This is a genomic window from Vibrio sp. zbq_1, from assembly GCF_043102935.1.
Lineage (GTDB): Bacteria > Pseudomonadota > Gammaproteobacteria > Enterobacterales > Vibrionaceae > Vibrio > Vibrio parahaemolyticus.
Map to the genome: position 1 here is coordinate 41,149 of NZ_JBICJH010000021.1, position 13,180 is coordinate 54,328.

12 protein-coding genes, 1 tRNA gene and 1 pseudogene are annotated in these 13,180 nt (G+C 47.3%); 6 read left to right on the top strand and 8 right to left on the bottom strand.

Features of this window, described 5'->3' with window-relative positions; translation table 11 throughout:
• Positions 1–31: 31 nt before the first annotated feature.
• The 6 genes and pseudogenes from yigB to ACF8CV_RS10955 form a co-directional block, all read right to left on the bottom strand.
• On the bottom strand, positions 32–748 hold the full coding sequence (gene yigB, locus ACF8CV_RS10930; RefSeq protein ID WP_025541918.1) for a 5-amino-6-(5-phospho-D-ribitylamino)uracil phosphatase YigB: 717 nt from the start codon (positions 746–748) through the stop codon (positions 32–34).
• An 8-nt stretch (positions 749–756) separates the two neighbouring features.
• Complete coding sequence (gene xerC, locus ACF8CV_RS10935; RefSeq protein ID WP_005459099.1) at positions 757–1,689, bottom strand: tyrosine recombinase XerC; 933 nt, start codon at positions 1,687–1,689, stop codon at positions 757–759.
• Positions 1,655–2,386, bottom strand: a complete 732-nt coding sequence (locus ACF8CV_RS10940; protein WP_171055910.1) for a DUF484 family protein — start codon at positions 2,384–2,386, stop codon at positions 1,655–1,657. The genes xerC and ACF8CV_RS10940 overlap by 35 nt, the downstream gene beginning before the upstream one ends.
• Positions 2,380–3,210, bottom strand: coding sequence for a diaminopimelate epimerase (dapF, locus tag ACF8CV_RS10945; protein ID WP_005459097.1), 831 nt, complete (start codon positions 3,208–3,210; stop codon positions 2,380–2,382). Before dapF ends, ACF8CV_RS10940 begins: the two co-directional genes overlap by 7 nt.
• Before the next feature lie 10 nt (positions 3,211–3,220).
• The gene (gene lysA / locus ACF8CV_RS10950) at positions 3,221–4,474 is read right to left on the bottom strand and encodes a diaminopimelate decarboxylase (RefSeq protein ID WP_138937904.1); all 1,254 of its coding nucleotides are present in this window, start codon (positions 4,472–4,474) and stop codon (positions 3,221–3,223) included.
• Between the two features lie 60 nt (positions 4,475–4,534).
• Positions 4,535–4,746, bottom strand: a pseudogene (locus ACF8CV_RS10955) (lipoprotein).
• Between ACF8CV_RS10955 and cyaY the strand changes: the two are divergent.
• Positions 4,726–5,040, top strand: a complete 315-nt coding sequence (gene cyaY / locus ACF8CV_RS10960) for an iron donor protein CyaY (protein ID WP_005459084.1) — start codon at positions 4,726–4,728, stop codon at positions 5,038–5,040. The pseudogene ACF8CV_RS10955 and the gene cyaY overlap by 21 nt on opposite strands.
• Before the next feature lie 63 nt (positions 5,041–5,103).
• On the opposite strand, the gene ACF8CV_RS10965 is transcribed toward cyaY, so the two are convergent.
• Entirely contained in the window at positions 5,104–7,632 is a 2,529-nt protein-coding gene (locus ACF8CV_RS10965) for a class I adenylate cyclase (protein ID WP_005496375.1), read from the bottom strand.
• A gap of 347 nt (positions 7,633–7,979) precedes the next feature.
• Between ACF8CV_RS10965 and hemC the strand changes: the two genes are divergently transcribed.
• From hemC to ACF8CV_RS10990, 5 genes are all read left to right on the top strand, one after another.
• The gene (gene hemC / locus ACF8CV_RS10970) at positions 7,980–8,918 is read left to right on the top strand and encodes a hydroxymethylbilane synthase (RefSeq protein ID WP_005496374.1); all 939 of its coding nucleotides are present in this window, start codon (positions 7,980–7,982) and stop codon (positions 8,916–8,918) included.
• A gap of 2 nt (positions 8,919–8,920) precedes the next feature.
• Positions 8,921–9,649, top strand: coding sequence for a uroporphyrinogen-III synthase (locus ACF8CV_RS10975; protein ID WP_138937905.1), 729 nt, complete (start codon positions 8,921–8,923; stop codon positions 9,647–9,649).
• Between the two features lie 17 nt (positions 9,650–9,666).
• Positions 9,667–10,878, top strand: a complete 1,212-nt coding sequence (locus ACF8CV_RS10980; protein WP_025522962.1) for a uroporphyrinogen-III C-methyltransferase — start codon at positions 9,667–9,669, stop codon at positions 10,876–10,878.
• A complete protein-coding gene (locus ACF8CV_RS10985) occupies positions 10,878–12,059 on the top strand; it encodes a heme biosynthesis protein HemY (protein ID WP_020904458.1) in 1,182 nt (393 codons plus the stop codon). The genes ACF8CV_RS10980 and ACF8CV_RS10985 overlap by 1 nt, the downstream gene beginning before the upstream one ends.
• Before the next feature lie 512 nt (positions 12,060–12,571).
• Entirely contained in the window at positions 12,572–12,826 is a 255-nt protein-coding gene (locus ACF8CV_RS10990) for a transposase (RefSeq protein WP_392416881.1), read from the top strand.
• A gap of 198 nt (positions 12,827–13,024) precedes the next feature.
• Here the strand turns inward: ACF8CV_RS10990 and ACF8CV_RS10995 are convergent.
• Positions 13,025–13,115 (bottom strand) — tRNA-Ser (locus ACF8CV_RS10995).
• Positions 13,116–13,180 lie beyond the last annotated feature (65 nt).

The following is a 13,180-nucleotide window of genomic DNA, read 5'->3' on the forward strand; positions in this document are numbered from 1 at the left end:
ATGACTTTAGAATGGATTAATGCGAAAGCAATTAAAAAAGTGTGAGTAACGGCTGCAAACTATTGATTTCAATGTCAGGTAACGTACGTGTTCTTGAATGATTAATGACATTTTTATTCATATCATTAAACCAACATGCGGCAAAACCCGCTAACTTTGCACCATATACATCCGTCGTGAGGTGGTCACCAACATGCAAAATGTTTTCGGCAGGTAAATCGAGGAACTGCTGCGCTTTGACAAACAAATCGGCAGCAGGCTTGGCGAGACCGTCAGGGCCCGCTTTTAATACGCGTTGGAAGTATGGCGTCAAACCGATTTTATCTAAGTCGACATTACCATTGGTGATCGCCACCAGAGGAATGCGTTCTCCCAACTCCGCCAATACATCGAGACTTTGCTGCGGCACGTCAAACTGACTGCGCCATTCCAACGCCAGTTGCACGCCCTCTTCCGCTGCGACTTGAGCGTGCGCTTCATCATAGCCAACCGATAGAAAAGCATGCTTTAGCTGCACTAGGCGCCAAAGCGTCACATCGCTTTTGAGATCAGGACTTTGCTGGAGCACATGTTTTTTTACCTGCAACCAGTCGGCCTTTTCCATGTGCGCCACAGCAGGATGCGTTTGTTGCAACCAGGTCAGTAACTCGCGCTCCATACGGACAATCACTGGATGGTTGTCATACAGCGTGTCATCCAGATCGAATGTCATGGCCTTAATCGGCTCGATACGGCGGTAAAATTTCATGCTTTGGCTCACTCCCCGTTCTTTTTGCGGGCGCGTGGGTGGGCTTGGTCATACGCTTGCGCTAGATGCTGGAAATCCAAGTGTGTGTAGATTTGGGTCGTCGATATGTTCTCGTGACCTAAAAGCTCTTGCACCGCACGTAAGTTGTTGCTCGACTCCAGCATGTGCGTAGCAAATGAGTGGCGCAACTTATGTGGGCTAATGTGACTAGCTACAGACTGTTTTTGTCCCCACTCGGCCATGCGTTTTTGCACGCTACGGTGCGAAATACGGGTTCCGAGTTTAGACACAAACAATGCAGGTTCACCTGGCGCTGCTAAGTCACCACGAACGCGTAGCCACTTACCAACCCATTCCGTTGCCATCCCCGAAAAAGGCACTTTACGTTCTTTGTCACCTTTACCGATAACACGAAGCTCGCCACTGCGCAGCTGCACATCTCGCACATCCACACTGACCAACTCGGCTAAACGCAGGCCGGCACCGTACATCAGCTCCATCATTGCGCGATCGCGGATCGCCAATGGGTCATCTTCATTCACTTCGAGCAGTTGATTCACTTCATCCACATCGAGGTTTTTTGGCAGCGGGCGCTTTTTACGAGGTGCAGACACCCCTTTGGCAGGGTTGGCTGACATCTCACCACGCAAAATCAAGAAATCGAAAAAGCTACGCAGCGAAGACAAGCGCGTAGCTAAGCTGCTGGCCTTCATGCCTTCTCGCATGCCTTTACCCGCAAGTTGTCGAACCCAGCCAGCATCAACTTGAGACCAGTCTTTCAGTCCCATTTCGGCAAGATGCTGCGCCATGGTTTCCAACTGTTGCTTGTAATTGCGTTGAGTGTGCAAGCTGAGCCCCTTTTCGCTTCGCAAGAATTCGTAAAAGCGTTCAAGAGGCTTTTGAAGACTATTTGGCAGAGGAGTGTTGGGAGTTGTCGTCATCGTAACTTTGCCATACCAATGTTTGAGCAAGATGTGCCACTACTAAGGATAGGTGACGCAAAAACAAGGTATCCATATCTGGTTGGAAATGACCGCCATCTTCGCTAGAAAACGCAAGCACGCCAAGCGTCTGCTTCTTCACCAGCGGCAGTACCACATAGGAACCCATTTCTGGCACATCCATATTGCCAAACAACGCTTCACGATCCACTTTACGCAAGCGGCCCAAATAAGCCTCTTTGCCATTTAGGTGGTTGGTCGCAAAACGCTGGTAATGTTCTTTGCTAAGTTGCGTCGATGCATCGCATTGGCTAAACAAGCGAACATACGCACGCAGTCCGAGATCTTTGGCTTTTAGCTCTATCGCGCTAATAACTTGCTTGAAGTCACCACACTTTAGAATCGAGCCCTGCAAATCCATGAACTCGTAGAAGGTACGATCGTTGTTTGCCGCAAGCGACATTAACGTGGTGATCTCTTCTTCAAGCTCTTCAATACGCTGACGCTGGCGATTCATTTGAATATGCACCAACGAAACCGTACCTAAATCCGAATGTGGAAAAGACAGACGATCCACCATCTCAGGGCGCTCAACAAAAAAGTCAGGGTGATCTTTTAGGTATTCAGCCACCACTTCTGCCGTTAATGCGTCAGCTTCAACTTGAGACAAACCGTTTCCTTTTTCTTTGACTAGCACGACAGTTGACCATCAAATACGTGAGTAGCAGGGCCGGTCATAAAGAGTGGTTTGCCCGGGCCTTGCCAAGAAATATGCAGCTCACCACCAGGTAGCGATACTTTCACACTCTCATCCAAAAGTCCTTGCAAAATACCCACAGCCACCGCGCCACATGCGCCGCTACCACAAGCTTGTGTTTCACCTGCGCCGCGCTCGTAAACTCGAAGACGAATATGGTCACGACTCACCACTTGCATAAAGCCAGCATTCACACGCTCAGGGAAGCGCTCGTGTGATTCAAGCAGCGGACCTAGAGTGTCCACATCTGCGGTATCCACGTCATCCACTACTGTCACCACATGCGGGTTACCCATGCTGACGGCGCCACAAAACAGCGTCTTGTCACCCGCGCGCATGATGTAGGTTTTTTCTTTCTGCTTCGCTTTGAACGGAATTTTGTTCGGCTCAAACTCAGGCACACCCATGTTGACCGTCACTTCACCGTCGTCTTCCACATCAAGAATCATCTTACCTTTCTTGGTGCTCACGCTGATGCTGTACTTATTGGTCAACCCTTTCAAACGAACAAAACGCGCGAAACAGCGCGCGCCGTTGCCGCATTGCTCCACTTCACTGCCATCGGCATTAAAAATGCGATAGTGGAAGTCGGTTTCAGGATCATAAGGTGCTTCTACCACAAGCAATTGGTCAAAACCGACGCCAGTGTGACGATCCGCCAAACGACGGATCAAGTCTTGCGAGAAAAACACGTTCTGGGTAATGCAGTCGACGACCATGAAGTCGTTGCCCAAACCGTGCATTTTGGAAAAGTGGAAATGCATTTGTTGTGTGTTACTCCGGTAGAATCTGTTCCAGCTGCCACAAACTGGTCAGCTCTTCACGCTGGCGAACAAGGTGGCTTTGATTACCATCCACCATTACTTCTGCCGCTCGGGTACGAGTATTGTAGTTCGAAGACATCACAAAACCATAGGCACCTGCTGAACGAACCGCGAGTAGATCACCTTCTTGCAAAACGAGCGCGCGATCTTTACCCAAGAAGTCACCAGTTTCACAAATCGGGCCAACCAAATCGTAAGTTTGTGGCTCACCATTGCGAGGGGAAACAGGCACAATATCTTGCCAAGCTTGGTACAGTGCTGGACGCATCAAGTCATTCATCGCCGCATCAATGATGGCAAAGTTTTTATGCTCAGTGTGTTTTAGGAACTCCACACGGGTGAGCAAAATACCGGCGTTTGCTGCAATCGCACGGCCTGGTTCAAAAATCAGTTCTAGGTCTTGATGATTTTCAAGGCGCCCCAACAACGCTTTCGCGTAATCAGACGGCTGAGGCGGTAATTCATCACGATATACCACGCCTAAGCCACCACCAACGTCGAGGTGACGAATGTTGATGCCTTGTGCTTTCAGGTCATCAATCAAAGCCAGCAAACGGTCGGTTGCATCAATAAATGGGTCAATGCTCGTTAACTGAGAACCAATATGGCAGTCGATACCTTGCACATTCAGATTAGGTAGGCTCTGGGCGAATTGATACACTACTGGCGCGCGGTCAAACGCAATGCCAAATTTGTTGTCACGAAGACCAGTCGAAATATAAGGGTGAGTTTTCGCGTCAACATCTGGGTTAATACGTAGCGAAATAGGCGCAATCACACCAAGCTCGCCCGCCACTTTATTCAAGCGTTCGAGTTCCGGCTCTGATTCAACGTTGAAGCACTTGATGCCAAGCTCTAGTGCGCGCTTCATTTCTGCTGGCGTTTTACCCACACCAGAAAACACGACTTTCTTCGCATCACCGCCCGCTGCAATCACACGCTCTAGTTCACCACCAGATACGATATCAAAACCCGACCCCAAACGAGCCAGCGCGTTCAGTACGCCCAAGTTTGAGTTGGCTTTTACTGCGTAGCACACAAGATGAGGATGTTGACCCACAGCACTATCAAACGCCTTCCAGTGGCGCTCTAGCGTGGCTCGAGAATATACGTAAAGAGGAGTGCCATATTGCTCGGCAAGAGCTTGAAGTGGGACGTCTTCGGCCCAAAGTTGGCCATCATCCTGATAGTTGAAGTAATCCAAAATTCGCTTCCCTTATTTAATTCGACTGCTGAACCCTAATTTCACCCTAAGGTGCGGTTATTATTGTGATTGCTCGTTTTGTTGTGCGTCATCTGGGATGTAAAGCGAGCCAGATTGGCCACACCCTGCCAGCATCGCGGCAGCCATCACAAACAACACAGTTACTAATTTTTTCATTTGGCATATCGTGATTATTGAATCAATGCCCCCTATAATCGCACCACACTCAGGAAAAGCAATAGGATAGACGGATGAACGATACTGAATTTCATCAACTGGTGGATGCGCAGATGCAAATCATCGAAGAATCCATCGATGATTCAGGCGCAGACATTGATTACGAGGTGTCTGGCAACGTAATGACATTAGAGTTTGAAGACCGCAGCCAGATCATCATCAACCGCCAAGAGCCAATGCATGAGATTTGGTTGGCCTCAAAATCGGGTGGTTTCCACTTCAAGTTAGTGGAAGACAAATGGACCTGCTCAAAAACGGGTATGGAACTGTTTGAAATGGTGAAGCAAGAGTGTGAAAAACACGCTGGCGAAGAGATTGATTGGGCGTAAATCCTCTCGATGAACACCAAAACAAAAAGAGCACCTCGGTGCTCTTTTTGTTTATGGATATGGTTACGCGTTTACCGCTTTAGTAGGACGATGCGGTGAGCACCCATCATTGCGATAAGGAATGATGTAAGCGTTACCCTCTTCAGGGTGAATGATCTGATAGTACTGCGGTAAGTTGAAGTTAATAAACTTCGACGCCACGCGGCTGTCGTCTTTAACCGAAGTGTAGAAGCTGTTGACCGAGGCGATCATCTCATCTTTTGAGCCACTGAACTGGTGATACACTTCCACTTGGTTCGACTCATCCAATACATAGATGTTGAAACCATCTTCGTTATCTTCAAAGAAGAATTGCACCAAACCTTCACTGGCAAAACCATCCACCGCTTCTGGTAATTGGTATTCTTGCTCACGGTCGAGCATTAACAACGGCGAGCCTTTAAGCTTGTTGGTAGAAATGCTGCGGTAGAAATCGATGGAGTTTTCTAACTTCTGCACCGACACACCACGGCGTTCAAAGAACAATCCGTAGGTTTGGTTACCAAGACGCATCGCTTTAAAGCGGCGGCGTTTTTCTTGCTCCACCGGCTTCAAACGCAAGTCGATGCATTCCGCAAGAAGCTGATACACCATATTACGCATCACTCCACGCATGTTTTTCGCGTAGCAGAACACATCAACCGATTCTGGTGGCAACGCATCTTGGTGCATTTTGCCCAAAATGGTTTTTAGCGCATCCAACATCGCCGTTTCGCCTTTGAAATGCAGTGTACGTACTTCATGCCAGGAGTTGCGGTAAACCAAATCGACACTGCCGACTAAGTTTTTATGTTCTGGACCAAAACTGAAGATATCGGTATTTTTCACATCCACTTTCAGTGAACGCCCCGACAGCTCCGAGGTAGGGTCATTTTCGAAGTTGATGAACATCGCCAACTGGCTGATTTCACACGGGCTCGCTAACGCTTGCATCGTCGGACGACGTTTACGCAGTGCAAAGGTATTTCGTAAGTCACTCACCATTTGGTAGAACTTATCGATATCTAGCTGTGCTTCACGCACCACGGCATGCAAACGCGTAGATTCGGTGATGAGGCCATTAAAGAAAGCCCACGAGACCAGTTTGCTCAAGTACTCGTGATGCTCAAGACATGGCTGACCAAGAATGCGATGTGCGATCAATGGTTGCTTGTAGAGATACCAACCCGACTTGTTCACCCCGCCTTCTTTAACTTCGATGAAGCTCAAATCTGGTTCATGTAAATCAGGGGAAATTTGTGGGTTCAGCAACGTCACTTTACCCGGCAACACTTCAAACGCAGCGTACAACTTACGCGCAAGAATGCTGATGTCTTGCGGGCTGATCGCGGATGTGATGTCGTTGCGACGCGCAAACTGAATCAAGTTACGGTAGCTCTGCATCAACGCATCAAGCAACGCATGATGTACGACTTTCACCTGTTCAACTTTCCAGTTGCGGCGGTCATCGAGCTCGGCAACCACACTGTCATCCCAATTCCATTTCGCAATCATGTCGCTCAGCGCTTCACGACGCCAGGCCACTGAACCGACATCGGGCTCACGCGACAGCTTTTCATGGGTTTTGAGATAAAAACAACGACGCACCAAATCCAAACGTGTATCGTCTTGGATTCGTTCTAAATAGCGCGTAACTTTTTCCAACATTAAGTAGTATGCGTCCATGCCATAGAGATCTGGCTCATGGGCAAAGAATCGACGCTTGGTATCAATACTTAACAGTTGTGTGTGCGGATATTCCCACGAGTAAGCTTCTAGCAGAATGGCTTTTAATACCGACTTGTATGGCGAATCGATACTTTTGTACAGTTGCCACAAGTTCGAGCCAAAGTATTCTTCGGCAGGAATGCGGTTCAACTTACCAAAATCGATCCATTCGCTACAGTCGATGTAGCCATCGCTGCACAATTGAGAAACGTACTCGTCGTAACACTCTTCCATTTCTGGTGGCACAATTTGCCATAACAGGCGCTGGCCAGCGATACGCACTGCACTGCGATAGAACTCATCAAGCAAAAGCAAATGCTGTGAGGAGCCGCAGTTGTCACCCGTCATCTCTTCAGAATGGTTACTTCTAAAACGCTCTTCATCCATCAAGAAGAAGTTTGCTTCCACCCCTTGGCTTTGCGCCCAATCGGTGATCAGCAAACATTTGTTGGTGAGCAGTTCACGTTCGTCGCAATCCATCTCTGGCGAAATACATACCCAAATGTCTAAATCGCTGGAAGTGCTTTGACCAATCGATGACGTACTACCCATGGTATATAAGCCCAAGATCGCTGGCTTTTCTGCCGTCTTGAGTGGCTGACCAATAGCGAGTTGTATGTCGTCGATGAATTGCTGTTGGATAGGATTGAGTTCAAGACCGTGTACGCCGTACGGAACGTCAGCGTCGTAGTAGCCCGGAATGACTGGGTGATTGTAGTTCAGTAAGGCAGGAATCAAGTGGAAAACTTGCTGGCTTTGCGAATCCATAAGCGCCAGCGCGCGATCGATACGCTGCTGGTTCAAATTGTCTAATCGCTGAATGATGGTATAGGTGTAAGCCTGCAAGGGTAATTCCTTGGTTGAACAATCACGGACATCTGCTGATGTTTTAAACCAAAATGGCCTAAAAACGTGATCAATTTAACACTTTCATTGGAGTTGGTAAAGTTTTCCACCCGTAATTCGCACCGGACGTAAAACCATACTTTAGTCACAAAAATGAAGACGCGGTAGTGTCGCTTGTAATCGCCTCTAACTAATAATAGTCCTTAGTCTAATTGAGAATCCAGTCACACTATTTTCACAACCTTATGTAAATCCTTCCTTAGCCCCACGAGATAACTAACTAACAGTAAGCATTTCTTTATGAGAATGGTAGGATAAAGCCAAATCCAAACAGCATTGAGAAGATCATGACCCAATCCACACCAATTCGCATTGCAACTCGAAAAAGCCCACTTGCACTATGGCAAGCTCATTTTGTTAAAGACGCTCTTCAAGCCGCTCATCCTGGCTTGGAAGTCGAGTTGGTAACCATGGTGACCAAAGGTGACGTGATTTTGGATACACCGCTGGCTAAAGTTGGTGGCAAAGGCTTGTTCGTTAAAGAACTTGAAGTTGCCATGCTTGAAGGCCGCGCCGATCTAGCCGTGCACTCAATGAAAGACGTACCTGTCGACTTCCCTGAAGGCCTTGGCCTCGTGACCATTTGCGAGCGCGAAGACCCTCGCGACGCCTTCGTTTCTAATACCTATAGCAGCATTGATGAACTCCCTCAAGGTGCGGTCGTCGGTACTTGCAGTTTGCGTCGCCAATGCCAACTGAAAGAATACCGCCCAGACATCATTATCAAAGAACTGCGTGGCAACGTGGGGACTCGACTTGGCAAACTGGATGCGGGTGAGTACGACGCTATCATTCTTGCAGCCGCAGGTCTAAAGCGCTTGAAATTGGAAGACCGAATTCGCAGCTTTATCGAACCAGAACAATCACTGCCAGCGGTTGGCCAAGGCGCAGTCGGTATTGAATGCCGCGTAGACGACGAACGCTTACTCAAACTTCTGGAGCCACTCAACCATAAAGACACTGCCGATCGCGTGTTGTGCGAACGTGCCATGAACCTGACTCTTGAAGGTGGCTGTCAGGTGCCAATCGGTAGCTACGCGCTACTTGAAGGTGATGAAATTTGGCTTCGCGCGCTCGTCGGAGAACCAGATGGCAGCGAAATTGTGCGTGGCGAAGTGCGTGGTCACCGTAAAGATGGAGAAGCGCTCGGTATCCAGTTGGCTAACGAGCTACTTGATAACGGTGCCCGCGACATTCTAACCAAGCTGTACGCAGACCACGATTAATCATGGCAGTGTTGGTCACTCGGCCGGGAGAGCAAGGCAGCGCGCTTTGCTCTCTGCTCGAAAGGCACGGCATTTCCGCACACCACCATCCGCTGATCGACATTGTTGCCGATCTCACGGACACGCACCTCACGACTCATCTCCATCAAGCTCAAATAGTTATCGCCGTTAGCCGACACGCCGTGCAATGTGCCCAGCAAATCCTAACCAGCAATGGCGCATCATGGCCGAAACAAGCGGTATACCTTGCCGTTGGTCAAAAAACAGCACACTATTTAAGCAAATGCACCCAACAGAAAGTACACTATCCCGAAGTCAGTGATAGTGAACACTTATTGCGACTTCCAGCGTTACAGAATGTAGAACTGCAGCCGGTTCTTATCCTTCGTGGTAACGGAGGAAGAGAGCTGATCAAAGATGCATTGGTGAGACGCGGAGCAAAAGTTCACTATAGTGAGACTTACAAGAGAGAATTCATCCCATTCGATCCAGTAAGCTGTGTCTCACTATGGAAAACCCTACAAATTGACCAGATCGTCGTCACCAGTGGTGAACAACTGGATTATTTGTGCAGCCAATTGACGTCAGAGCAATTGACTTGGCTTAATCAACAAGAGTTGTATATCCCCAGCCAGCGCATCGCTGACATTGCAATTCAAAGGGGGTTCACTCGGGTGAGGTGCACAGGAAGCGCATCCAACCAAGAATTACTGGCTGCTCTCCAGCCCTAGCTACACAGGATATAGGCATGACAAGTAAAAATAACGACCAAAAAAATAACGATAAAAACCTTTCCGAAGAAACCTCATCGGCACCGCTAGCTGAAAAAGACGCACCGAAAAAGGATGCTGAATCTAAAAAGGAAGCCTCTAAACCGGTTGAGCCTGCAAAACCAGCAGAACCAACAAAGGTTGAATTTGAAGAGAAGCAAGGCAAACGTGGCGTCAAGCTCGGCACCGTAGCGATCATTCTTTCAATCATCTTCGGTGGCGGTCTCGCTTATAAACTTCACGAGCAACAAGTTGATTACCAAACCCAAATCGCTCAGCTACAAAACCAACTAGAAAAAGCGCAAGCTTCGATGAAGCAAGAGCTAAACCAAGTTAAAGAAGAAACCATCGAGAAAGCGACCACAGTAACGCACAAAGCAGAAGTAGTGCTTGGTCAACAACAAAAGAGCATTGAAAGTTTACAACTCGCCGTCGCAGATGTGAAAGGCCGACGTCCAAACGACTGGCTATTGGCAGAGGCCGATTACCTTGTGAAGTTGGCTGGTCGTAAACTGTTCTTAGAGCATGACGTAGAAAGCGCAACTCAACTAATGGAAAGCGCAGACCAACGTATTGCCGCGCTAAACGACCCAAGCTTAGTTAAACTGCGTAAAGCGATGGCAAACGACATCACCAAACTGCGCACTGTCCCATTGATTGACCGTGACGGTCTTGTTCTGCGTTTAACTGCTCTACAGCAGCAAGTAGATAAGTTGCCTCTAGCAAATGCACTACTGCCGGAAGCCCAAGTCGTTGCTCAACATGAAGTATCAGAAGACATTTCAAACTGGCAAGATAATTTGATGACCTCTCTGAAAGACTTCTCTGAGAACTTTATTACTTTCCGTACTCGCGATGGCAACGTCATCCCATTATTGTCTCCAGAGCAGCATTTTTATTTAAAAGAAAACATCAAGGCCAAACTGGAAACAGCAATCAAAGCGGTTTACCAAGAGCAAGGCGAAATCTACACCACGTCGTTAACGACAGCTGACAAGTGGGCGATGGCTTTCTTCAATCAAGACGACAACGCAGTGAAAGAATTCAACAAAGCACTCAACCAATTAAGCCAACAAAATATTCAAGTTGAGTACCCTGCAAAACTGGAAAGCCAATCTCAGCTATCGGATGTGATTCGTGAGCGACTACGTCGTGAAGTCACAACAATGACAGGTACGGGGGATAAATAATGATTCGCCTTATTTTCCTATTTGTCGTTCTAGGTGCAGGTCTATTTGTCGGTACTCAGTTTTCTGGTCAACAAGGATATGTACTGATCTCAATAGCAAACAAGACCATCGAAATGAGCGTGACCACTTTGGTGATCTTCGTTATCGCTGCGCTAGCTGGTCTTTTCCTCCTTGAATACCTGATTAAAAAATTGGTTTACGCAAGCTCAAGCACTTGGAACTACTTCAGCGTACGTAAAATGCGTCGTTCTCGTCGCTACACCAATGAAGGCATTATCAAGCTCCTTGAAGGTGATTGGAAAGGTGCAGAGAAGAAAGTCACTCGTTGGGCAAATCACCATGATATGCCACTACTGTGCTATCTCGTTGCTTCTGAAGCTGCTCAAGGTCAAGGTGATAAAGCAAAACGCGATCATTATCTTGCATTAGCTAGCCAACAGGAGAATGCTCATCTCGCTGTCGAACTGACTCGAGCCAAGCAATTTATTCGTGATAATGAGTTCGAAGCCGCTTTCGATACCCTGCAATCGCTAAAAGGCCAATACCCAAATAACTCGATTGTCTTGAACTTACTCAAAACAACTTACATGCAGCTTAAATTGTGGCAGCCATTGATTGACCTAATGCCACAACTGGCGAAAGCAAAGCTAGTAACGGAAGAAGAGCAAGCAGAACTGATTCAGAAAGCACAATGTGGTTTACTGCATGAAGTCGCGCAACAACAAGGTAGCGAAGGGCTAATTTCTCATTGGAACAGTCTGGCTCGTAAAGTGAAGCAAGACACGCATCTTATTGCTTGTTTTGCACGTGAGCTTATCGCTCGTAAAGCCGATACCGAAGCCTTTACCGTACTAAAAGAAGCACTGAAAAAGCAGCCTGAACCAGAACTTTACCAACTACTGCCAGACTTAAACCTACCAGATATCCATCCTGTAGTAGTCTTCCTAGAAGGCGTAGTAAAGAAAGAAGCTGACAACGCAGCGGCACACAGCGCTCTAGCACACTTCTACTTCCGTCAAGAGAAATGGCAACAAGCTCAGGAGCACTTTGAAATAGCTCTAAAACTTCGCTCAGACGTATCTGACTATGCTTTCCTAGCAGACACACTAGAGAAGCAAAATCTAACCAAAGCAGCTCATGAAGTCTCTCGTAAAGCTCTGATGCTGGTTCAGCACGACTAACCAGTAACAACATTATCAAGCCGACAGTTTACTGTCGGCTTTTTATTGCCTGCCGTTTATCAATAACCATCAACACGTATTAAATTAACTAGAAACCCAGCCCCTCTCTCTTAAACCACTCGCTACAGTTTGACCCTTATCGTTTTTTCGGCTTTTCTCCACCCACGCCAATGAGCACCACTCAACAGACAAGTAATACCTATCTAAGTAAAAACATGATCCAATTGAGGCTGTCCAACAACAGAACTGATTCGCTATGGACAGCCTCAATAATATCGACTTTAAAAAACTCGCAAGTCAGCAAAAATCCATTCAGATGAAAATGAGGCCACTGACCCTTGCTCATTTCAAATGATGGACACTCACTTACACAAATCGCCAAGTTTCTCAAGGTAAGCCGAACCAGTGTCAATAAGTAGGTTTAAACCTTTCTTGAAGAAGGGCTGGAAGGACGGTAAGAAAAGCCAAGAATAGGAAGACCACCATTCTTAACTTCCGAGCAAAGAGAGCTGTTGAGCCAATACATAAAAGATAAAGCCAATGACTTTAAAACTGTCAGTGTCATCAAACTTCCGCCCTATTCTCCAGAGCTAAACTCTATCGAACAAGTCTGGAGTGGGTTGAGACAACGCTATTTAGCCAACCAATCTTTTACGGGTTACGACGACATCATCTCCAAAGTCTGTGATGCATGGAATCGTTTTTTGGATAGCTCCAAAAGAGTCACCAAAATGTCTTCGAGAAGATGGATAGACCTGACCAGTTAGTTTTCCAGATTGGGACAACCCCCTCTCATTTCCAGCTTGCGCTGAAATAAAAAAAGCCTCGCTATTTCTAGCGAGGCTTCTTAATTGTACAGAGAGTCTGGGTCGCGACCGGCTTGGGGTTTAATACAAACCCCATCTAATTCTCAAACGTCAAAAATGACGAAAGCCTGCAAATTACTTTGCAGGCTTTCTGTATAGTGGCGGAGAGATAGGGATTTGAACCCTAGATACGCTATTAACGTATGCCGGTTTTCAAGACCGGTGCTTTCAACCACTCAGCCATCTCTCCACAAATTGTCATCATCAGATTAGTACACTGAAGATGTTGTTACACGTAGTACATACAGGTAACGA